Source organism: Pseudomonas rhodesiae (assembly GCF_013285305.1).
GTDB lineage: Bacteria > Pseudomonadota > Gammaproteobacteria > Pseudomonadales > Pseudomonadaceae > Aquipseudomonas > Aquipseudomonas rhodesiae.
Window position 1 is genome coordinate 1,111,394 of sequence record NZ_CP054205.1, and the last position, 22,496, is coordinate 1,133,889.

Here is a 22,496-nt window from a genome sequence, read left to right on the forward strand (position 1 = left end):
AGTCATGAAGTTAGCCATTGTTACTGCCTGCCCTAACGGCATGGTCACCAGTGTGCTGTGCGCCCGCTTGCTGGACGCCGCCGCGCAGCGCCAAGGCTGGAGCACCAGTGTCGAAGTGGTGGATGTGCAGCACCCCGAGCGCGCGCTATCCGACGCGACTCTGGCCGCCGCCGAGTGGGTGTTGCTGGTCAGCAGCACGCCGGTGGATATGCAGCGCTTCATCGGCAAGCGCGTGTTCCAAAGTACGCCGGCCCAGGCGTTGGCGGATGTGGAAGCGGTGTTGCGTCGCGGTGCTGAAGAGGCTCAGGTGTATGTCGCCAGCCAGGCGCCCGTCGCGGCAAAAAATGCCCCGCGCATCGTCGCCGTCACCGCATGCCCGACCGGCGTGGCCCACACCTTTATGGCTGCCGAAGCCTTGCAGCAGACGGCCAAGCGCCTGGGTTACGACTTGCAGGTCGAGACCCAAGGTTCGGTGGGCGCACGTACGCCGCTGAGCGCCGAAGCTATCGCTAATGCCGATGTGGTGCTGTTGGCGGCTGATATCGAAGTGGCTACCGAACGCTTCGCCGGCAAGAAGATTTACCGTTGCGGCACCGGCATTGCCCTCAAGCAATCGGAAGCGACCCTGAACAAGGCCCTGGCCGAAGGCGCGGTGGAAAGCGCCGCCGGTGCGCCGGTGGCCAAGTCGGAAAAGACCGGCGTCTACAAGCACTTGCTCACCGGTGTGTCGTTCATGTTGCCCATGGTGGTGGCGGGCGGCTTGCTGATCGCACTGTCGTTTGCGTTCGGTATTCATGCGTTCGAACAGGAAGGCACCTTGGCGGCGGCGTTGAAAACCGTCGGCAACAGCGCGTTTACCTTGATGGTGCCGCTGCTGGCCGGTTATATCGCCTATTCGATCGCCGACCGTCCGGGGATCGCGCCGGGCATGATTGGCGGCCTGCTGGCCGGCACCTTGGGCGCGGGTTTTATCGGCGGCATTTTTGCCGGTTTTCTGGCCGGCTACTGCGTCAAAGGCGTCACCCGCGTGGTGCGTCTGCCGCAAAGCATGGAAGCTCTCAAACCGATCCTGATCATCCCGTTGCTGGCGAGCCTGTTCACCGGCCTGGCGATGATCTACCTGGTGGGCCCGCCGGTGGCGCGCATGCTCAGCGGCTTGACTGAATTCCTCAGCACCATGGGCACCACCAACGCGGTGCTGCTGGGCATTCTGCTGGGCGGCATGATGTGCGTGGACCTGGGCGGGCCGATCAACAAAGCGGCGTATGCGTTTTCCGTCGGCTTGCTGGCTGCCCACAGCGGCGCGCCGATGGCCGCGACCATGGCCGCCGGCATGGTGCCGCCCATCGGCATGGGCATCGCCACGTTCCTGGCGCGGCGCAAATTCGCCCAGACCGAACGCGAAGCCGGCAAAGCCGCGATGATCCTCGGGATGTGTTTTATCTCTGAAGGCGCGATCCCCTTCGCCGCCAAAGACCCGCTGCGCGTGATCCCGGCAAGCATCGCCGGCGGTGCGTTGACCGGCGCGCTGTCGATGTATTTCGGCTGCGTACTGGCCGCGCCCCACGGTGGTTTGTTTGTGCTGGTGATTCCGAACGCGATCAACCATGCGTTGCTGTATCTGCTGGCGATCGTTGCGGGCAGCCTGCTGACCGGGGTGGTGTATGCGCTGATCAAACGAGCGGAAGTGGTGGAGCTGAGCGTCGCGCCGGCCAACGCCTGACACGGTCTGGCAGGGCCCGACAATGTGGAAGGGGCACGCCCCAATGCCCGTTAGCCAAGGACTCAGATGATCCAGCCCTGGCAATGACTACCGCCCCTCCACATTTGGATCTCGGCTCACCGCAGGGTGAGTGTCACACCCGCTTCATCCCCGCGTGGTTAAGTGCCTCTTTTGAGACTCAAGAGGGCACCTGCATGAGCCACTTCGATCTGGGCCGTCGCCGCGTGATGCAAGCCGTCGGCGCCGGTCTGTTATTACCGGGCCTGGCGCCGGCGGTGATTGCGTCGGTCAAGGACCGGCCGCAACTCACCGATGGCGTGCAGTCCGGCGATCTGCTGGGCGACCGCGCGATGATCTGGAGCCGCAGCGACCGGCCCGCGCGGATGGTGGTGGAATGGGACACCCGCAGCGTGTTCAGCAACCCGCGCCGTTTTGTTTCGCCGCTGGCCGACAACCGCACCGACTTCACCGCCCGCGTTGAACTGACCGGGTTGCCTGCCGACCAGGCGGTTTTCTATCGCGTGCATTTCGAAGACGCCCAGAGCGGCGTGGCCAGCGAACCCTGGTTCGGCCACCTGCGCAGCGTGCCGCAACAGCGCCGCGACATTCGCTTTGTATGGAGCGGCGACACCGTCGGCCAAGGCTTCGGCATCAACCCGGACATCGGCGGCATGCGCATCTACGAAGCCATGCGCTTGCGTCTGCCGGACTTCTTTATCCACAGCGGCGACACCATCTACGCCGACGGCCCGGTGCCGGCGCAACTGGCCACTGAAGGCGGGCGTATCTGGCGCAATATCACCACCGAGGCCAAGAGCAAAGTCGCCGAGACCCTGGACGAATACCGTGGCAACTACCGCTACAACCTCATGGATGAAAACGTGCGCCGCTTCAACGCCGAAGTACCGCAGATCTGGCAGTGGGACGACCACGAAGTGATCAACAACTGGTCGCCGAGCAAGCAATTGGACGAGCGCTACCAAACCCGCGACATCAACACGCTGGTGGGACGCGCGCGCCAGGCCTGGCTGGAATATTCGCCGATGCGCCGCCAAGGCGCCGACGGCGGCGGGCGCATCTATCGCAAGCTCAGTTATGGCCCGCTGCTGGATGTATTCGTGCTCGATATGCGCAGCTACCGTGGCCCCAACGACGACAACCTGGGGGCGGCCAAGCCGTTTCTGGGGCGTGAACAATTGGACTGGCTCAAGAGCGAACTCAAGGGCTCCAAGGCGCAATGGAAAGTCATCGCCGCCGACATGCCCATCGGCCTGGGCGTGCCCGACGGTGAAGTCAGCCCCGGCGTGCCGCGTTGGGAGGCCATCGCCAACGGCGAGCCGGGCCCGGCCCAAGGCCGCGAGCTGGAAATCGCCGAACTGCTGACGTTCCTGCGTGCGCAGCAGGTACGCAACCATGTGTGGCTGACGGCAGACGTGCACTACTGCGCGGCGCATCACTACCATCCGGATCGCGCGGCGTTCCAGGATTTCGAACCGTTTTGGGAGTTTGTCGCCGGGCCGTTGAACGCCGGCAGCTTCGGGCCCAATCCGCTGGATAAAACCTTTGGGCCTGAAGTGGTGTTCGAAAAAGCGCCACCGGCACAGAACACTTCGCCGTTTGCCGGGTTTCAGTTTTTTGGCGAGGTGAATATTGATGGCCAGACCGGGGAGTTGACGGTGATCCTGCGCGACTTGGATGGAGTCTCAGTATTCGAACAGAAGTTGCAACCTACCTGACTTGAAATGCTATCCCAATGTGGGAGGAGGCTTGCCCCCGATGACGGTGTGACAGTCATTTATCAGACGACTGACCCACCGCCATCGGGGGCAAGCCCCCTCCCACAGTGGACCGCGCGGCGTTCTGGGAGTTTGTTGTCGGGCCGTTGAACGCTGGCAGTTTCGGCCTAATCCGCTGGTTAAAACCTTTGGGCCTGAAGCGGTGTTCGAAAAAGCGCCACCGCACAGAACACTGACTTGAAATGCAATCCCAATGTGGGAGGGGGCTTGCCCCCGATGACGGTGTGACAGTCATTTATCAGACGACTGACCCACCGCCATCGGGGGCAAGCCCCCTCCCACAGTGGATCGCGCGGCGTTCTGGGAGTTTGTTGCCGGGCCGTTGAACGCTGGCAGTTTCGGCCTAATTCGCTGGTTAAAACCTTTGGGCCTGAAGCGGTGTTCGAAAAAGCGCCACCGCACAGAACACTGACTTGAAATGCAATCCCAATGTGGGAGGGGGCTTGCCCCCGATGACGGTGTGACAGTCATTTATCAGACGACTGACCCACCGCTATCGGGGGCAAGCCCCCACAGTGGACCGCGCGGCGTTCTGGGAGTTTGTTGTCGGGCCGTTGAACGCCGGCAGTTTCGGGCCTAATCCGCTGGATAAAACCTTTGGGACTGAAGTGGTGTTCGAAAAAGCGCCACCGCACAGAACACTGACTTGAAATGCAATCCCAATGTGGGAGGGGGCTTGCCCCCGATGACGGTGTGACAGTTATTTATCAGGCGACTGACCCACCGCTATCGGGGGCAAGCCCCCTCCCACAGTGGACCGCGCGGCGTTCTGGACGTTTGTCGCCGGGCCGTTGAACGCCGGCAGTTTCGGCCTAATTCGCTGGTTAAAACCTTTGGGCCTGAAGTGGTGTTCGAAAAAGCGCCACCGCACAGAACACTGACTTGAAATGCAATCCCAATGTGGGAGGAGGCTTGCCCCCGATGACGGTGTGACAGTTATTTATCAGGCGACTGATCCACCGCTATCGGGGGCAAGCCCCCTCCCACAGTGGACCGCGCGGCGTTCTGGGCGTTTGTCGCCGGGCCGTTGAACGCCGGCAGTTTCGGCCTAATTCGCTGGTTAAAACCTTTGGGCCTGAAGTGGTGTTCGAAAAAGCGCCACCGCACAGAACACTGACTTGAAATGCAATCCCAATGTGGGAGGGGGCTTGCCCCCGATGACGGTGTGACAGTCATTTATCAGACGACTGACCCACCGCTATCGGGGGCAAGCCCCCTCCCACAGTGGATCGCGCGGCGTTCTGGGCGTTTGTCGCCGGGCCGTTGAAAGCTGGCAGTTTCGGGCCTAATCCGCGGGATAAACCTTTGGGCCTGAAGTGGTGTTCGAAAAAGCGCCACCGCACAGAACACTGACTTGAAATGCAATCCCAATGTGGGAGGGGGCTTGCCCCCGATGACGGTGTGACAGTCATTTATCAGGCGACTGATCCACCGCTATCGGGGGGCAAGCCCCCTGCCACAGTGAGTGACCTCAGTACACGTCGCGGCGATAGCGGCCTTGTTCGATCAAGCGCTCCACCGCCTCGCGGCCGAGGATATCCAGTAGCGCCTGGTCCACCCCGGCAGCCATGCCCTGCAAGCTTCCGCACACATAGATCGCCGCGCCGTCGGCCAGCCATCTACGTAGCACGTCGGCCGATTCGCGCAGGCGATCCTGCACGTAGATCTTCTCCGCCTGATCGCGGGAGAACGCCAGGTCCAACAGTGCTAGGTCGCCGCTGGCGAGCCAGCCTTGCAGCTCGTCTTGGCACAGGTAGTCGTGGGCGATATTGCGTTCGCCGAACAGCAACCAGTTACGTTGCTGGCCTTCGGCAATGCGCGCTTTCAGCAAGCTGCGCAGGCCGGCCAGGCCGGTGCCGTTGCCCATCAGGATCAGCGGCACCGGCGCGTCCGGCAGGTGGAAGCCGCTGTTGCGCCGCAGACGCAGGCTGATCGCGCCGCCGAGAGCCGCGTGTTCGGTGAGCCAACCCGAGCCCAGGCCCAGGCGGCCGTCGGCGTGGCGTTCCTGGCGCACGATCAGTTGCAGCACGCCGTCGCTGGCAATCGAGGCGATGGAGTATTCGCGCATGCTCAGCGGCACCAGAGCATCCACCAGCGCTTGGGCGTGCAGGCCGACCAGATGCGCGCGGTTGTCCGGCAATTGGCGAGTGGTCAGGGCCTGATCGAGCGTCTGTGCCAGCCCTTCGATGATTACGCCATCGCTGCCTTGCAGGCCCAGGCCCGCCAGAAAGTGCTCGACTGCCGACGCGGGATTACGCGGCAGGATTTCCACCAGGTCGCCAGCATCCCAATGCTGCGGCGACGTCGACGTGAGGCCCAGCAGGTACACGCCTTCGCCTGCGCTGCCGGGGTTGAGCAGGGTGCGCTGGCTCAGTGTCCAGTGTTCGTACTGGGCGCTGGGCCAGGCGGTGGCGGGGGCGTGGCCGGTCAGTTCGCCCAATTGTTGCTGCCAGTGCAGTAGGGCTTGGGTATCGCCGCTGTCCACTTCCACCGGGGCGAACAGCGCCGTGCCGCCCTGGTTGGTCAGCCAGAAATGCAGGCGCCGGGCGAAGCCGCAAAAGTGCGGGTACTGACGATCCCCGAGGGCCAGCACCGAGTAGTTCAAACCGTTGAGCGACAGAGCCTGGCCGAGCACGCCGCGCTCGAAACCACGGGCGCTGTCGGGGGCTTCGCCGTCGCCGAAGGTGCTGACCACGAACAGCGCGTTGTGCGCTTGGCGCAGGTCATCGGCATTGACGCTGCCCAGCGCCTGCACCTTCACCGGCAGGCCGGCGGCCTGCAATTGCCCGGCGGTCTGCCAGGCCAGTTGCTCGGCGAAACCGCTCTGGCTGGCAAAGCCGATCAGCCAGGCCGGTGCGTCGCTGAGGTTGGCGCCGAGGCGCTGGCGGGCGTCGCGCACTTGGCGTTTTTTGCGACGGCGATCCAGGTACAGCAACCAGCCGGTGATAAAGAACAACGGCATCAACAGCGAACTGACGGTCAACACGATCCGCCCGATCAAGCCGAAGTAGCTGCCGGTGTGCAGGGCATAAATGCTGGTCAGTAACTGAGCCTTGAGGCTCTTGTCGGCGTAGCGATCGTGGGATTTGACCTCGCCGGTGGCCGGGTCCAGGTTGATCTGGTTGAGCGCACGGTCATGGGGCGAGTCGCTCAGCAGGTAATACACGGTGGCCGGTTGCCCGGCAGCGCCTGGCATGCGGATGTTGTAGGCGCTCAGGTCCGGGCCGGCGTTGCTGTAGAGGCTGCTCCAGATCGCGTCGTAGTTGGCCACCGGTGCAGGGCCTGCCGGCGCTGGGCCGCGCGTGCGTACCCGTTCGTTCTGCGGGGCGTCGGACAGCAGTTGGGTCAGCCCTCGGCTGTACCAGTCGTAGGACCAGGACAACCCGGTGAGTGCCGCCAGCAGGTACAGCAGCAGGCACCAGGTGCCGAACACCGAGTGCAGGTCCCAGTTGAAGCTGCGGCCCTTTTTGCGCCGGTCCAGGGTCAGCCAGGCGCGCCAACTCGCCGCTTGGCGCGGCCAGCGCAGGTACAGGCCGGAGAGGCAGAAAAACACCAGGATCAGGGTGCAGGCGCCGGTGATCTGCCGGCCGGTTTCGCCGATGGCGAGGAAGCGGTGCAGTTGCAGGACAAAACCGAACACGTCCTGGCCCACGGCGTCGCCCAGGTACTCGCCGGTGTATGGGTCGAAGTAGCGCATCGGGCCACGCCGTTCACCCGGCGGCGGGGTAAAGGCCACGCGCGCGGCGTTGCCGCTGTCGCGTTCCACCCACAGCATCGCCACGGTCTTGCCTTCGGCGGCTTCGAGCTTGCGCACCAGTTCGGCCGGTGGCAGCACCCCGGCTTCGCGTTTTTGCACGTGCAGGACGCTGGGATTGAGAGCCCGCAGTATTTCATCCTGGAACGACACCGCCGCACCGGTGATCCCCATCAAGGCCAGCACCAGCCCGGCGGTGATGCCGAAGAACCAGTGCAACTGAAACAGGGTTTTCTTCAACACGTCGGACCGCCTCGCTCATCGGGATATAAATGCCACGGCGCGCATTATGCCGTGGGTTGTCGAGAAACTTTGTTGTTTAACACGCAAAAGCCCCACGCATCGAATGCGTGGGGCTTATGGGCCAGCGTTTAGAAGTGGAAGCTGGTGGTCAGCAGCGCCGTGCGACCGGCCGCCTGGTTGGCGAAGTGGGTCGAGAAGGCTTTGTCGTAGTAGACCTTATCGGTCAGGTTCTGCACGTTCAGTTGCAGGTCGACGTTCTTGGTCAGCTTGTAGCTGGCCATGGCGTCGTAGCGGGTGTAGGAGGGCACATACACGGTGTTGCCCACGTCGCCGTAAACCTGGTCGACATAGAACGCGCCGCCGCCAACGGTGAACTTGGGTGTAAGGGCATAGGTGGTCCACAGACTGAAGGTGTTCTTCGGCGTGTTGGGCATCTGGTTGCCTTCGTTGGAACCGGCGCTGATCACCCCGTTGCGACCGTTACGGCCAGCCTTGACCAGTTCGCTGTCCAGGTAGCTGTAGCCGGCGAACACTTGCCATTGCTCTGTGATTTTGCCGCTGGCGGACAGTTCCAGACCATCGACCCGAGACTCGCCGGCGTTCTGGTAGGTGAGGGCATCCACCAGAATGCGCGTGTTTTTCTTCTCGGTGCGGAACACGGCGGCGGTCAGCGAGAGGCGGTCGTGGAACAGGTCCCACTTGGTGCCCAGCTCATAGTTGACGGTTTCTTCCGGTTGCAGATCGCTGGTGGCGGCGCCGGCGGACAGCGGGTTGCCGTCCGAACCTTCGCCGATCAGGCCGCCTGGCGGGGTGGCCGAGGTGGCGTAGGAGGCATAGATACTGCCGTTTTCCAGAGGCTTCCAGACCAGGCCGGCCTGCCAGTTGAAGAACTGGCTGTCGTCCTTGATTTTGCTGCGTGCCTTGACCGTCGCTGTAGGCACTGCGTTGGTATTGGCTTCGGTGTCGAAGGTGTCGTAGCGCAGGCCGACGTTAAGCAGCCATTTCGGGTCCAGTTCGATGGTGTCGAACACGTAGGCGGCGCGGCTGGTGGCTTTGGTGTTGGTGCCGTTGTAGTTGCGGGCGACGGAGCCGGTCCAGGCGTCGTCCGGGTTCGGGTTGCTCAGCGACGTGCATTGGCCGCCCAGGCCGCCTTTGGCCACGGTGCAGATCGGGTTGGCGTTCGGGCTCACGGTGTAGCTGCTGACGCGGGTTTCTTCGCCGGTGAATTCCAGGCCGGTGGAGTAGGTGTTCTTGAAGCCCAGGGCCTGGAAACTGCCGAACAGGTCGGTCTGGTTGGTGGTCGTGGTGGTGGTGGACACCCGCGAGTTGGCCCGGCGCCACACGGTTCCGAATTTGTTCACGTTGAGTTTGCTGTCGTCCGGCTGGGTCAGTACGTAGTCCTGGCCAGTGCTGCCGTGGCGCAGGGTGTTTTTCAGGGTCATGTTGTCGTTCAGATCGTGCTCGATGGAGAACGTACTGATGTCGGCGCGGGTCTTGCGGAAATCGCGGCCTTTGAGGCCGTAGAAGTTATCGCTGTCGCCGCCGTCGTTGGGTTTGTCGTGGACGTGGGCGGTGGCGGTGGCCGAACCGTAGCCGTAGGGAATCCCCGAGTCTGGCAGGTCGTCGCTTTCCAGATGGTAGTAGCTGAGGTTGACGCGGGTGGGGGTGCCCAGGCCGAAGGTCAGCGAAGGCGCAACGCCCCAGCGGTCGTAGTTCACGGCATCGCGCCCGGCCACGTTTTGCTCGTGGCTCATCAAGTTCAGGCGGAATGCGGCGCTGTCGTCGAGGAACTGGCGGTTCACGTCGAGCACGTAGCGGCGGGTCTGGTCGGAACCGTAAGTGAAGCCGCCGTTGGTGAAGTCCCGTGCCTGTGGGGTCTTGCTCACCAGGTTGAGGCTGCCACCGGCCGAGCCGCGTCCGCCGAAGGACGAGTTCGGGCCTTTGCTGACTTCGATGGATTCGATGTCGAAAATCTCACGGCTCTGGCCGCCGGTGTCGCGCACGCCGTCCAGATAGGTGTCGCCTTGGGCATCGAAACCGCGGATAAACGGACGGTCACCCTGAGGGTTACCGCCTTCACCGGCACCGAAGGTGATACCCGGTACGGTGCGCAGCGCATCCTGCAACGAGGTAGCGGCGGTGTCCTTGAGTACTTGTTGCGGCACCACAGTGACCGAGCGCGGTGTGTCCACCAGCGGTGCGGTGTATTTCTGCGAGGCAGCTTTTTCCACTTGGTAAGAGGTGTCGTCCTGTTCCTGGCCGGTAATGCTGGTGGCGCCCAGAGAGATGCTATTGCGCTCGCCTTTTTGTTCGGTGTCTTCAGCCGCTTGCGCCAAGTGGGCGGCAGAGCTGGCGCTCAGAGCGACGCCGATGGCCGAGGCCAACATGCGTGGTGAACCGGCAGATGTTTTTGTTGAAGTGCGCGACATGACGTGTCCTTTCCCCAAGGATGTGAGGCGGCGGAATATAGGGTGAACACGACTTTCTATCAATTGCGATACATTGCTAATTGCACTGAATTTACATTCTTTACACTTTTTGCTTACGGTTTTTACGATCTCATCCGTCCTTAGGTTTTACAGCGTGGATAAGAATCAATACCATTGGCGTCCCTCCGCACCCAGGTACTGCCCCATGCTGCTGCACATTCCCGGCCTGTTCTCCCGCGAGGAGGTGCAGCGCATCCGCCAGGCCTTGGAAAACGCCGATTGGGCCGACGGTAAAATCACCGCCGGGCACCAATCGGCCAAAGCCAAACACAACCTGCAATTGCCCGAAGGCCACCCCTTGGCCAAGGAAATCGGCACGGCGATGCTCGAACGCCTGTGGCAAAACCCGCTGTTCATGTCGGCGGCGTTACCGCACAAAGTGTTCCCGCCGCTGCTTAACTGCTACACCGCCGGTGGCAGTTTCGACTTTCATATCGATAACGCCGTGCGCCAACCCAAGGGCAGCCCTGAGCGGGTGCGCACCGATTTGTCGTCCACATTGTTTTTCAGCGACCCGGATGACTACGACGGCGGCGAACTGGAGATCCAGGACACTTTCGGCCTGCAGCGGGTCAAGTTGCCGGCCGGCGATATGGTGCTGTACCCCGGGTCCAGCCTGCACAAAGTCAACCCGGTGACCCGGGGCGCGCGTTACGCCTCATTCTTCTGGACCCAGAGCCTGGTGCGCGAAGACAGCCAGCGCACATTGCTGTTCGAGATGGACGGCGCGATCCAGCAGTTGACCCGGGATGTGCCCGATCACCCGGCGCTGATCCAGCTCACCGGCACTTATCACAACCTGCTGCGTCGCTGGGTTGAGGTTTGACATGAGCTTTTTGTTGCGTCGCCAAGAGGTGCTCACGGTCGAGCAATTGCAGAGCATGCTTGATGACTCCCCGGTGCGCGCCGCCCAGGCGATCCTGGTCGCGGCGAAGGAAGGGCTGGTGGATGCCCAGGCGTTGCTGGGGCAGATTCTGCTGGACGGGCGCGGTATCGAACGCGATCAAACGCTGGCGCTGCGGTGGTTTCGCATTGCGGCACAAGGCGGGCAGTTGATGGCGCGCAATATGCTCGGACGTTGCTTGGAACACGGTTGGGGCTGCGCCGTCGACGAAGCGGCGGCCGCGCGGGAATATTGCCTGGCGGCCGAGGCGGGGTTGGACTGGGGGTTGTACAACTACGCCAACCTGCTGGCCACCGGGCGTGGTGTTGCACAGGATCAAGCCCAGGCATTGGCGTGCTATCGCCAGGCCGCCCAAATGGGCCATGCCAAGTCGATGAACTTGCTCGGGCGGTATCTGGAGGAAGGACAGTGCTGCCCACGGGATCTGGAAGCCGCGCAGCAGTGGTATCGCCGTTCAGCCGAGGGCGGGGATTTTCGCGGGCAATTCAGTTATGCGGCGGTGCTGGCGGGTAATGGCCAGATCGAAGCGGCGTTGGCATGGCTGCGCAAAGCGCTGGCGGGCGGGAACCTGAAGTTTCTGCGGGTGGCCCACACCGCGCTGGCGGCGGCGGATGAACCGAGGATTCGGGCGATGGCGCAGGCTTATCAACAACGAGCCCAACAGTTGGAAACCCTATAGGAGCGAACCGCTCGCTCCTATAGGAAGCACGGCTTAGACGTAGTAGGACTTCAATGGCGGAAACCCATTGAACTCAACGGCGCTGTAGCTGGTGGTGTACGCACCGGTGGACAACCAGTACAAACGATCACCGATCGCCAGGTTCAGCGGCAGGCCGTACTTGTAGTTTTCGTACATGATGTCGGCGCTGTCGCAGGTCGGTCCAGCGATGACCACTTCTTCCATCTCGCCTTTCTTCTCGGTCCAGATCGGAAACTTGATGGACTCGTCCATGGTTTCGATCAGGCCGGAGAACTTGCCCACATCCGTGTACACCCAACGCTCGACGGCGGTGCGGGATTTACGCGCCACCAACACCACTTCGCTGACCAGAATGCCAGCGTTGGCGATCAACGAACGGCCGGGCTCCAGGATAATTTCCGGCAGATCGTCGCCGAAGTCTTCCTTGAGGAAGCGGATGATTTCCTCGGCATAGGTTTCCAGGCTGTTGGTGCGGGTGATGTAGTTGGCCGGGAAACCGCCGCCCATGTTGATCAGCTTGAGGTGGATGCCGTCTTCTTCTTTCAGGCGCTCGAAGATCACTTTGACCTTGGCGATAGCCGCGTCCCACACGCTGATATCGCGCTGTTGCGAGCCGACGTGGAACGAGATGCCGTACGGCACCAGGCCCAGGTCACGGGCCAGGATCAGCAGGTCCATGGCCATGTCGGTCTGGCAGCCGAATTTGCGCGACAGCGGCCAGTCAGCGGTGGTGGAACCTTCGGTGAGAATGCGCACATACACTTTCGAGCCCGGCGCGGCCTTGGCGATATTGCGCAGGTCCGCTTCGGAGTCGGTGGAGAACAGACGCACGCCCTTCTCGTAGAAGTAGCGGATGTCCTTGGATTTCTTGATGGTGTTGCCGTAGCTGATGCGGTCGGCGCTGACGCCACGGTCCATGACCTTGTCCAGCTCGTAGATCGAGGCGATGTCGAAGCTCGAACCTTTGTCTTTCAACAGGTCGATGATCTCGACGGCCGGGTTGGCCTTGACCGCGTAATAAACCTTGGCGAATTCGAAACCGGCGCGCAGGTCATCGTAGGCCTGGCTGATCATCGCGGTGTCGATCACCACGAACGGGGTTTCTTGCTTGTCGGCGAACGCCTTCATTTTGTCAAAAGTGGCGCGCGCGAAATAATCTTCGACGTTGATCGACATGCTGGGAACTCCTAAGGGCAAACTGTATTGATCAATGGGTACAACTGAACGTCCTCCGTATCCCCACTTTGGTTCGCCTACTTCCCAAGGCATGTCGCCGAAAGCAAAAAGGCCATGGGATAAGCTGCCCTTGGCCTTGCTGTCTCGTCGTCAGTACTTGAGCCGGATGGATCGTTTCCAGCATGGACGTTCGGCGCGAACTTTAGGGCGTGAGGGGCCATAGATCAACTAAAAATGTCGCGTTTTTGCACGCGTTCGTCGCGCTGCGTTGTGCAGCTACTTATGTAACCGACCGGTGTGACGGAATGATGTTCCCCGGATGGGGGTAATTGAAGGTATTTCCCCGATAGATCACGGACCCAATGTGGGAGGGAGCAAGCCCCCTCCCGCACAAGATCAGGCCAGGGCGGTCTCGGCAGGGGAGACGATGCTGGTCTTGCCCCCACGGGACTTACCGGAGCTCAGGTACTCGGCAATCGACTCTTGCGTTACTTCCCCCAGGAACACCCGCTCGGCATCCATCACTGGCAACCACGAGCGATTGAACTCGTACATGCGCGACAACAGGATGCGCAAGTGCTCGTCATACGCCGCCGTGGCATTGAACTCACGCAGGTACTGGCCGCAAGTGCCGGTCTGACGGTGCAGGTCGCGACGGCGCACATAGCCCAGTGCCTTGTTCTCGGCGCAGGTCACCACCACGTAGCGACGGTCGTGCTCGTCCATCAGTTCCAGTGCATCGGCCACCGGGGTTTCCGGGCTCACCGACGGGGCGTTGTCCGCCGCGTCTTCGGCCTTGACCAGCAGCAGGCGCTTGAGGGTGCTGTCCTGGCCCACAAAGTTGCTGACGAATTCGTCGGCCGGGTGTGCCAGCAACGTATCCGGGTGGTCGATCTGCAACAGCTTGCCGGCGCGGAAAATCGCGATTTTGTCGCCCAGCTTGATGGCTTCGTCGATGTCGTGGCTGACCATGATCACCGTCTTGTTCAGCGCCCGCTGCATCTCAAAAAACTCGTTCTGGATCATCTCCCGGTTGATCGGGTCGACCGCGCCGAACGGCTCGTCCATCAGCAGCAACGGCGCATCCGCCGCCAAGGCGCGGATCACGCCAATCCGCTGTTGTTGGCCACCGGACAATTCACGCGGATAGCGATGCAGATACTGCTTGGGCTCCAGCTTGATCATGCTCATCAACTCGCGGGCGCGGTCGTGGCATTTCTGTTTGTCCCAGCCGAGCAGTTTCGGCACGACCACGATGTTCTCTTCGATGGTCATATTAGGGAACAGGCCGATCTGCTGGATCACGTAGCCGATATTACGGCGCAGGGTCACTTCGTCGAGGTCGGTGGTGTCTTCGCCGTTGATCAGGATCTTGCCCGAGGTGGGTTTGATCAGGCGGTTGATCATCTTCAGCGTGGTGCTTTTGCCGCAGCCCGATGGCCCGAGGAATACACAGATCTCGCCTTCATTGACGGTCAGGCTGACATCGTTGACGGCGGTGACGGTTTTGCCGTTGCTTTGGAACGTCTTGGACAGGTTTTGAAGTTCGATCATTTGAGCAATCCTTTTGGAGTCAGCGAGCGTTGCAGCCATTGCAGAAGCAGGTCGGCGAAGATGGCCAGCAGGCTGACCAGTACGGCACCGACGATCAGCATCGACATATCGCTGCGGCTGATGGAGGCCAGAATCAGTACACCCAAGCCACCGGCGCCGATGGTGGCGGCGATGGTCATCACACCGATGTTCATCACCACGGCAGTGCGCACGCCAGCGAGGATCACTGGCACCGCGATGGGCAACTCGACCATGCGCAGGCGCTGGCCGAAGGTCATGCCGATGCCTTTGGCGGCTTCGCGAATGCCCGGCTCCACGCCGGTGAGGGCCAGGTAGGTGTTACGCATGATCGGCAGCAGGGAGTAGAGGAACACGGCGGTAATGGCCGGCATCGGCCCCAGGCCCTGACCGAATTTGGAGTAGAACGGCAACAGCAGGCCGAACAGGGCGATGGAAGGCACCGTTAGCAACACGGTGGCGCTGGCTTGCAGCGGGCCGGCCAGCGTCGGGAAGCGCGTCATCAGGATGCCCAGGGGCACACCGATAAAGATCGCCAGGATCACCGCGATACCGACCAGGGTGATGTGCTGCCAGGTCAGGTGCAGGACTTGGGCCCAATCAAGATGGGAAAAGGCGTTCAGGAATTCCATGTCTTCTCCTCGTTAGTTGATCGGATGCTGGCGCAGAAAGTCAGCGGCCACGGCGGACGGGCTTTCGTGATCGACATCGACCCGCGCGTTGAGTTGGCGCATGGTTTCGTCGTCGAACAGCGCGGCCAGCGGCTTGAGGTCGGCGGCCAGTTGCGGGTGCGCGTCCAGGTAGGCCTGGCGCACTACCGGCGCGGCGGTGTAGTCCGGGAAGTAATGCTCGTCGTCCGCCAGCAGTTTTAATTTGAAGGCGTTCAAGCGACCGTCGGTGGTGTAGACCAGGCCGGCGAACACTTGGCTATTGCGCAGCGCGGTGTAGACCAGGCCAGCGTCCATTTGCCGGGTGTTTGCGCGGGTCAGGTTCATCTCATACAACTTGACCATGCCGGCCAGACCGTCGGAGCGATTGGCGAACTCGGTGTCCAGCGCGACCAGGCGATGTTCCCGGGTGTTTTCCGCCATCGCCTGGGTGAGGTCGCTGATGCTGTTGATCTCGGGATGTTCCTGCGCGACCTTCTGCGGCAACGCCAGGGCATAGGTGTTGCTGAAGCGCGACGGTGCCAGCCAGACCAGGCCCTTTTTCGCGTCGAGTTCTTTGACCCGAGCGTAGGACTGTTCGCTGTCGAGTTTCTCGTCGATGTGGTTGTAGGCCACCAGCGACACACCGGTGTATTCCCATAACAGGTCCAGTTGCCCGCTTTCCTGGGCACTACGCGCCAGGTTGCTGCCAAGGCCGCCGGTCACTTGAGGGGCATAGCCCTTGGTGCGCAAGTATTGGGAGGTGATCTCGGCGAGCAGGGTCTGTTCGGTGAACACCCTGGCGCCGATGCGGATTACCGGTTTTTCCGCGGCTTGTGCAAACCCTGCGCACAGCAGGACGCAGCTCAATATCAGTGTCAGCTTTTTCATGTGAATTCCTTTGCCAAGCCTTAAGACGGACGCAACCCGCGTTCCAGCCAGAGGCGGCTGGCCATGGTCACCAGGCCGTCCAGCAACAAGGCCAGCAGTGCCGTGCATGCGGCGCCGAGCAACAGTTGCGGCTGATTGTTCAGGGCGATGCCGGGGAAGATCAGACTGCCCAGGCTGTTGGCGCCGATCAGAAACGCCAGGGGCGCGGTGCCCACATTGATCGCCAGCGCCACGCGCACGCCGCCGATGATGATCGGCACGGCATTGGGCAACTCCACGCGAAACAGCACCTGGCGCGGGGTCATGCCGATGCCGGTGGCGGCTTCTTTGAGCGAGCCTTGAACGTTTTTCAGGCCTTCGTAGGTGTTGCGCACGATAGGCAGGAGGGAGGCGAGGAACAGCGCGAAGATGGCCGGGCCGCTGCCGATGCCGAGGACGCCGAGGGCGATGGCCAGTACGGCCAGGGGAGGGACGGTATTACCGATGTTGAAGATTTGCATGAAGCGTTCTGCGCGCCCGACCATGTGCGGTCGACTGAGCAGGATACCGGCGGGGATGCCCACAACGAGGGCCGCCAGCATGGAGACTAGAACGAGAACTAAGTGAGCTTGCAGGTAAAACAACAAATCGTCGCGGTACAACTCGATCGTGTTGATGCCGATCCAGTGGATCAGCAGGGCCAGGAGCGCGACGACAACCGCGCCTCCTATCAGCCCTTTGCCATAGCGAATAGCCACAGGCGGACTCCTTTTTTCTTCTGTCGACGAACACATTCCTGCGTGGCATGCCATGGCTGGCTGTCAGCGAAAAGTGAACGCGAAATGCAGCTCGCCAATGCCGTCAAAAGCGGCATGAGTTCGAACCATAAGCGCAGCCTCGTCAGGCTAACTTGCTGATTTTTCAGCCCCTGTTACGAGTGCGATAGCAGGGGAGTGGACGTCTCTACCTTTTAAAAGGTTCCACACTTGGCACCATTTAGCCACCCCTGATCGGGTGAACGGTGGTCCGTCACCTTGGGTTTGCGCTATACTCGCCGCCCTTTTTTGACTCACCTGCCAGGCGATCTCCCATGACCCACCAGGCCGCCGAAGTCGCGAAACGCCGCACTTTCGCCATTATTTCCCACCCCGATGCCGGTAAAACCACCATCACCGAGAAGCTCTTGCTGATGGGCAAGGCAATCGCAGTGGCCGGCACGGTGAAATCCCGCAAATCCGACCGCCATGCCACCTCCGACTGGATGGAAATGGAAAAACAACGGGGTATCTCCATTACCACGTCGGTCATGCAGTTCCCGTATCGCGATCACATGGTCAACCTGCTCGACACCCCGGGGCACGAAGACTTCTCCGAAGACACTTACCGCACCCTGACCGCGGTGGACTCGGCGTTGATGGTGTTGGACGGCGGTAAGGGCGTCGAGCCGCGCACCATCGCGCTGATGGACGTGTGCCGTCTGCGCGATACGCCCATCGTCAGCTTTATCAACAAACTCGACCGCGATATCCGCGACCCGATCGAGCTGCTCGACGAAATCGAAGCCGTATTGAAGATCAAGGCCGCGCCGATCACCTGGCCGATTGGTTGCTACCGCGACTTCAAAGGCGTGTACCACCTGGCCGATGATTACATCATCGTCTACACCGCCGGCCACGGGCATGAACGCACCGAAACCAAGATCATCGAAAAACTCGACTCCGACGAAGCCCGCGCCCACCTGGGTGACGAGTACGACCGCTTCGTCGATCAGTTGGAGCTGGTGCAGGGCGCCTGCCATGAATTCAACCAACAGGAATTCCTCGACGGCCAGCTGACCCCAGTGTTCTTCGGGACCGCCCTGGGCAACTTCGGCGTCGACCATGTGCTCGACGCCGTGGTGGACTGGGCCCCGCGCCCGCTGCCACGGGTGGCCAACGAACGTACCGTGGAACCGGTGGAAGAGAAGTTCACCGGCTTCGTGTTCAAGATCCAGGCGAACATGGACCCCAAGCACCGCGACCGTATCGCGTTCATGCGCATCTGCTCCGGCAAATACGAAAAAGGCATGAAGATGCGCCACGTGCGCACCGGCAAGGACGTGCGCATCGGCGACGCCCTGACGTTCTTCTCCTCCGAGCGTGAACAGCTCGAAGAAGCCTACGCCGGCGACATCATCGGCCTGCACAACCACGGCACCATCCAGATCGGCGACACCTTCACCGAAGGCGAAGCGCTGGGCTTTACCGGTATCCCGCACTTCGCCCCGGAACTGTTCCGCCGCGTGCGCCTGCGCGATCCGCTCAAATCCAAGCAATTGCGCCAAGGCTTGCAGCAACTGGCGGAAGAGGGCGCCACCCAGGTGTTCTTCCCCGAGCGCAGCAACGACATCATCCTGGGCGCCGTGGGTGTGCTGCAGTTCGATGTGGTCGCCAGCCGCTTGAAAGAGGAATACAAGGTCGAATGCTCCTACGAGCCGATCACCGTGTACTCCGCGCGCTGGATCGAATGCGCCGATAAGAAAAAGCTGGAAGAGTTCTCCAACAAAGCCGTGGAAAACCTCGCGCTCGACGGCGGCGGGCACCTGACCTACCTGGCCCCGACCCGCGTCAACCTGGCGCTGATGGAAGAGCGCTGGCCGGACGTGAAATTCCGCGCGACCCGCGAGCACCACTAAACAACATCTGGGAGGGGGCTTACCCCCCGATAGCAGTGTGTCAGCCCTGAATGTACTGGCTGACACACAGCCATCGGGGGCAAGCCCCCTCCCACTTTTTTTACCGCGTTGTGTCTAACCGGAACTTTGGTTAGGCGGAAATTGGCTATTAGCTAGCGGGCCAAATTGTAGCGAATTTGCCAGCACATCTTGGCCCAGATGTGGGAGGGGGCTTGCTCCCGATGGCAGTGTGTCAGCCCTGAATGTACTGGCTGACACACAGCCATCGGGGGCAAGCCCCTCCCACTTTTTTTACCGCGTTGTGTCTAACCGGAACTTGGTTAGGCGGAAATTGGCTATTAGCTAGCGGGCCAAATTGTAGCGAATTTGCCAGCACATCTTGGCCCAGATGTGGGAGGGGGCTTGCCCCCGATAGCAGTGTGTCAGCCCTGAATGTGCTAGCTGACACACAGCCATCGGGGGCAAGCCCCCTCCCACTTTTTTTACCGCGTTGTGTCTAACCGGAACTTGGTTAGGCGGAAATTGGCTATTAGCTAGCGGGCCAAATTGTAGCGAATTTGCCAGCACATCTTGGCCCAGATGTGGGAGGGGGCTTGCCCCCGATAGCAGTGTGTCAGCCCTGAATGTACTGGCTGACACACAGTCATCGGGGGCAAGCCCTCTCCCACATTTTTCTCCACCAGGCGTTAGATTGGCGAGAATCCGGCATCCGGTCTAGCGTTTAACCACCGACTGCCAAGGAGACCACCGTGCGAAAGGCTCAATGCGCCATATCCCTGCTGTTGCTGGCCTGCCTGTGGCTGACGACCCTCCCGGCACTGGCTGACGCAGGCACGCCTCAGTGGAAAGACACCGGCCCGGTCACCAAGAAAAAGCAGAAAGAGGTCAATTCCGGCAGCTGGCAACCCCAGGCCCAACCGGCTCCGAAAGAGGACGCAGAAAACCCCTACAACGAAGGGGAAGACAGCGAAACCTATGACGATGGCAACAAATAGCCGCCGCAAAAAGAAAGCCCCTCCCGCCAGGCTGATGCGCAACCTGATGGGAAGGGCTGTGAAACTCTGCTACTGATCGGTCCGGCGCGCTCAGGCGACGAATTGTTCCGCGTAGTGGCAAGCCACCTGACGGTTATCCAACGCTCGCAATTGCGGCTCCTCGGTGCTGCAACGCTCGGTGGCGTACGGGCAGCGCTTGTGGAACGCGCAACCCGGTGGCGGGTTCAAGGGGTTGGGCAACTCGCCGACGATTTTGATCTTCGGTTTGTTCGGATCCGGATGAATGGTCGGCGTGGCCGACAGCAGCGCCTGGGTGTAGGGATGCAGCGGGCGCGCGTAGATGTCTTCCTTCGGACCGACTTCCACCGGGCGACCGAGGTACATCACCATCACATCGTCGGCAACGTGTTGCACCACCGCCAGGTTGTGGGAAATGAACACGTAGGCCGTATTGAATTCCTGCTGCAGATCCATGAACAGGTTGAGCACCTGAGCCTGGATCGACACGTCGAGCGCCGAGGTCGGCTCATCCGCCACCAGCACTTTGGGTTGCAGCATCATCGCCCGAGCCAGTGCAATCCGCTGGCGCTGGCCGCCGGAGAACATGTGCGGGTAGCGCTGATAATGCTCGGGGCGCAGGCCCACTTGCTTCATCATCGCCTGCACTTTCTCGCGGCGTTCGGCGGCGGACAGGTTGGTGTTGATCAGCAGCGGTTCGCCCAGTTGATCGCCGACTTTCTGCCGTGGGTTCAACGAGGCGTAAGGGCTTTGGAACACCATCTGCACGTCTTTGCGCAATTGCTTGCGCTGGGCCTTGTCGGCACCGGCGACTTCCTGGCCGGCGATTTTCAGCGAGCCCGAAGACGGCTCTTCAATCAGCGTGAGTGCGCGGGCGAGGGTGGACTTGCCGCAACCCGACTCGCCGACCACGGCGAGGGTCTTGCCGGCTTCCAGCTCGAAGGACACACCATTGAGGGCCCGCACGGTGGCGTGGCCCTTGAACAGGCCACGGGACACTTCGTAGTGACGGGTCAGGTCGCGGGCGGTAAGAACGACGGCCATTACGCCACCTCCTGGTTCAAGGGGTAGAAGCAGCGCGCGAGGCTGTTGGTTTTGGGATCGAGGCCCGGGCGCTGGGCACGGCAGGATTCCTGCACATACGGGCATCGCGGCGACAGCAGGCAACCCTGCGGGCGATCGTAGCGGCCGGGCACGATGCCAGGCAACGTGGCCAGGCGGGTGGCGCCCAGGCTGTGCTCGGGGATCGCCTTGAGCAGCGCTTCGCTATAAGGGTGCGCGGGAATATCAAACAGTTGCGGCACCTGGCCGACTTCCACGGCCTGGCCGGCGTACATCACGCACACGCGCTGGGCGGTTTCGGCCACCACGGCGAGGTCGTGGGTGATCAGCACCAGGCCCATGTTCTGCTCTTTTTGCAGGGCCAGCAGCAGGTCCATGATCTGCGCCTGGATGGTCACGTCCAACGCGGTGGTCGGTTCGTCGGCGATCAGCAGTTTCGGCTCGCCGGCAATTGCCATGGCGATGGCTACGCGCTGGCTCATACCGCCGGACAGTTGGTGCGGATAGGCGTCCATTCGGCTGGCGGCGCCTGGGATCTCAACTTTTTCCAACAATTCGATCGCGCGTTTGCGTGCCTGTTTGCCGGACATTTTCAGGTGCAGGCGCAGCACTTCTTCAATCTGGAAACCCACGGTGTAGCTGGGGTTCAGCGCGGTCATCGGGTCCTGGAACACCATGGCCAGGTCTTTGCCGACGATCTGGCGACGTTGACGGTTGCTCAGCTTGAGCATGTCCTTGCCGTCGAAGGTCAGCGCATCGGCGGTGACGATACCGGGGTGCTCGATCAGGCCCATCAGCGCCATCATGGTCACGGATTTCCCCGAACCCGACTCGCCCACGATGGCCAGTACTTCGCCCTTGTCCACGGACAGGTCGAGGCCGTCGACCACCGGCACGGCGGTTGCGTCGCCGAAGCGTACGTTGAGATTCTTGATTTCTAACAGTGACATGGGAATCTCCTCAGGCGGCGTTCTTGAGTTTCGGGTCCAGCGCATCGCGCAGGCCGTCGCCCATCAAGTTGATTGCCAGCACGCTGAGCAAAATGGTCAAACCAGGCAGGCTCACCACCCACCAGGCGCGTTCGATGTAGTCACGGGCCGAAGCCAGCATGGTGCCCCACTCCGGGGTCGGCGGTTGTACGCCAAGGCCGAGGAAGCCCAGGGCCGCGGCATCGAGGATCGCCGAGGAGAAACTCAAGGTGGCCTGCACGATCAGCGGCGCCATGCAGTTGGGCAGCACGGTGATGAACATCAGGCGCGGCAGGCCGGCACCGGCCAGGCGCGCGGCGGTCACGTAGTCACGGTTCAACTCGCCCATCACCGCGGCGCGGGTCAGACGCACGTAGGACGGCAGCGACACGATGGCGATAGCGATCACGGTGTTGATCAGGCCAGGGCCGAGGATGGCGACGATGGCCACGGCCAGCAGCAGCGACGGCAGGGCAAGCATGATGTCCATCAGGCGCATGATGGTCGGGCCCAGCAGACGCGGGAAGAACCCGGCGAACAGACCCAGCAGGATGCCCGGGATCAGCGACATCACCACCGACGACAAACCGATCAGCAGCGACAGGCGCGAACCCTGGATCAGGCGCGAGAGCAGGTCACGGCCCAGTTCGTCGGTGCCCAACAGAAACTGCATCTGCCCGCCTTCCAGCCACGCCGGCGGGGTGAGCAGGAAGTCGCGGTATTGCTCGCTGGGGTTATGCGGCGCGACCCACGGGGCGAATATCGCGCAGAACACGATCAGCAACATAAACAGCAGGCCGGCAACCGCGCCTTTGTTCTTGGAAAAGGCTTGCCAGAATTCTTTGTACGGGGACGGGTACAGCAGGCTTTGATCGACTGCTGACACTTGAGTAGGTGTGGTCATG

16 protein-coding genes and 4 pseudogenes are annotated in these 22,496 nt (G+C 61.7%); 10 read left to right on the forward strand and 10 right to left on the reverse strand.

Going from position 1 to position 22,496, the window contains the following annotated elements; translation table 11 throughout:
* The first annotated feature begins 4 nt into the window (after nucleotides 1-4).
* The 6 genes and pseudogenes from HRH33_RS04920 to HRH33_RS26650 form a co-directional block, all read left to right on the forward strand.
* The gene (locus HRH33_RS04920; protein ID WP_167418601.1) at nucleotides 5-1,723 is read left to right on the forward strand and encodes a PTS fructose-like transporter subunit IIB; all 1,719 of its coding nucleotides are present in this window, start codon (nucleotides 5-7) and stop codon (nucleotides 1,721-1,723) included.
* Nucleotides 1,724-1,917: 194 nt separating this feature from the next.
* Nucleotides 1,918-3,459 carry an alkaline phosphatase D family protein gene (locus HRH33_RS04925; protein WP_167418600.1) on the forward strand — a complete coding sequence of 514 codons (1,542 nt, stop codon included), beginning with the start codon at nucleotides 1,918-1,920 and terminating at the stop codon, nucleotides 3,457-3,459.
* Nucleotides 3,460-3,569: 110 nt separating this feature from the next.
* Nucleotides 3,570-3,679: pseudogene (locus tag HRH33_RS26635) on the forward strand (hypothetical protein); the annotation flags it as partial.
* A 126-nt stretch (nucleotides 3,680-3,805) separates the two neighbouring features.
* Nucleotides 3,806-3,915 (forward strand): annotated as a pseudogene (locus tag HRH33_RS26640) (hypothetical protein); the annotation flags it as partial.
* A 359-nt stretch (nucleotides 3,916-4,274) separates the two neighbouring features.
* Nucleotides 4,275-4,387, forward strand: a pseudogene (locus tag HRH33_RS26645) (hypothetical protein); the annotation flags it as partial.
* Between the two features lie 371 nt (nucleotides 4,388-4,758).
* Nucleotides 4,759-4,859: pseudogene (locus HRH33_RS26650) on the forward strand (hypothetical protein); the annotation flags it as partial.
* 131 nt (nucleotides 4,860-4,990) lie between these two features.
* Here the strand turns inward: HRH33_RS26650 and HRH33_RS04930 are convergent.
* On the reverse strand, nucleotides 4,991-7,516 hold the full coding sequence (locus HRH33_RS04930; protein ID WP_167417319.1) for a PepSY domain-containing protein: 2,526 nt from the start codon (nucleotides 7,514-7,516) through the stop codon (nucleotides 4,991-4,993).
* Nucleotides 7,517-7,644: 128 nt separating this feature from the next.
* A complete protein-coding gene (locus HRH33_RS04935) occupies nucleotides 7,645-9,945 on the reverse strand; it encodes a TonB-dependent receptor (protein WP_167417318.1) in 2,301 nt (766 codons plus the stop codon).
* Nucleotides 9,946-10,150: 205 nt separating this feature from the next.
* On the opposite strand from HRH33_RS04935, the gene HRH33_RS04940 reads away from it, so the two are divergent.
* Both HRH33_RS04940 and HRH33_RS04945 read left to right on the forward strand, forming a co-directional pair.
* Nucleotides 10,151-10,831: a Fe2+-dependent dioxygenase gene (locus tag HRH33_RS04940; RefSeq protein WP_034136949.1), complete on the forward strand. Its 681-nt coding sequence runs from the start codon at nucleotides 10,151-10,153 to the stop codon at nucleotides 10,829-10,831.
* Nucleotide 10,832: 1 nt separating this feature from the next.
* Complete coding sequence (locus tag HRH33_RS04945) at nucleotides 10,833-11,588, forward strand: tetratricopeptide repeat protein (RefSeq protein ID WP_167417317.1); 756 nt, start codon at nucleotides 10,833-10,835, stop codon at nucleotides 11,586-11,588.
* Between the two features lie 33 nt (nucleotides 11,589-11,621).
* Here the strand turns inward: HRH33_RS04945 and HRH33_RS04950 are convergent, their stop codons facing one another.
* From HRH33_RS04950 to HRH33_RS04970, 5 genes are all read right to left on the reverse strand, one after another.
* Nucleotides 11,622-12,785 carry a type III PLP-dependent enzyme gene (locus HRH33_RS04950; RefSeq protein ID WP_034095854.1) on the reverse strand — a complete coding sequence of 388 codons (1,164 nt, stop codon included), beginning with the start codon at nucleotides 12,783-12,785 and terminating at the stop codon, nucleotides 11,622-11,624.
* Nucleotides 12,786-13,181: 396 nt separating this feature from the next.
* Nucleotides 13,182-14,339, reverse strand: coding sequence for an osmoprotectant ABC transporter ATP-binding protein OsmV (locus tag HRH33_RS04955; RefSeq protein WP_003171711.1), 1,158 nt, complete (start codon nucleotides 14,337-14,339; stop codon nucleotides 13,182-13,184).
* Nucleotides 14,336-14,989 (reverse strand): ABC transporter permease, encoded by a 654-nt coding sequence (locus HRH33_RS04960; RefSeq protein WP_005784720.1) that lies wholly within the window; start codon nucleotides 14,987-14,989, stop codon nucleotides 14,336-14,338. The genes HRH33_RS04955 and HRH33_RS04960 overlap by 4 nt, the downstream gene beginning before the upstream one ends.
* 12 nt (nucleotides 14,990-15,001) lie before the next feature.
* On the reverse strand, nucleotides 15,002-15,895 hold the full coding sequence (locus HRH33_RS04965) for a glycine betaine ABC transporter substrate-binding protein (protein ID WP_167417316.1): 894 nt from the start codon (nucleotides 15,893-15,895) through the stop codon (nucleotides 15,002-15,004).
* Between the two features lie 20 nt (nucleotides 15,896-15,915).
* Nucleotides 15,916-16,668, reverse strand: a complete 753-nt coding sequence (locus tag HRH33_RS04970; protein WP_232925194.1) for an ABC transporter permease — start codon at nucleotides 16,666-16,668, stop codon at nucleotides 15,916-15,918.
* Between the two features lie 296 nt (nucleotides 16,669-16,964).
* On the opposite strand from HRH33_RS04970, the gene HRH33_RS04975 reads away from it, so the two are divergent.
* Both HRH33_RS04975 and HRH33_RS04980 read left to right on the forward strand, forming a co-directional pair.
* Nucleotides 16,965-18,548, forward strand: a complete 1,584-nt coding sequence (locus HRH33_RS04975; RefSeq protein ID WP_034111736.1) for a peptide chain release factor 3 — start codon at nucleotides 16,965-16,967, stop codon at nucleotides 18,546-18,548.
* 749 nt (nucleotides 18,549-19,297) lie between these two features.
* Complete coding sequence (locus tag HRH33_RS04980) at nucleotides 19,298-19,543, forward strand: hypothetical protein (protein ID WP_167417315.1); 246 nt, start codon at nucleotides 19,298-19,300, stop codon at nucleotides 19,541-19,543.
* Between the two features lie 90 nt (nucleotides 19,544-19,633).
* Here HRH33_RS04980 and HRH33_RS04985 read toward each other — a convergent pair whose 3' ends face one another.
* From HRH33_RS04985 to HRH33_RS04995, 3 genes are read right to left on the reverse strand one after another with little or no spacing between them, the layout of a single operon-like run.
* Nucleotides 19,634-20,605 (reverse strand): peptide ABC transporter ATP-binding protein, encoded by a 972-nt coding sequence (locus HRH33_RS04985; protein WP_034095859.1) that lies wholly within the window; start codon nucleotides 20,603-20,605, stop codon nucleotides 19,634-19,636.
* Nucleotides 20,605-21,573 carry an ABC transporter ATP-binding protein gene (locus HRH33_RS04990; protein WP_034136954.1) on the reverse strand — a complete coding sequence of 323 codons (969 nt, stop codon included), beginning with the start codon at nucleotides 21,571-21,573 and terminating at the stop codon, nucleotides 20,605-20,607. Before HRH33_RS04990 ends, HRH33_RS04985 begins: the two co-directional genes overlap by 1 nt.
* A gap of 10 nt (nucleotides 21,574-21,583) precedes the next feature.
* A complete protein-coding gene (locus tag HRH33_RS04995; protein WP_003188486.1) occupies nucleotides 21,584-22,495 on the reverse strand; it encodes an ABC transporter permease subunit in 912 nt (303 codons plus the stop codon).
* Between the last annotated feature and the right edge of the window lies 1 nt (nucleotide 22,496).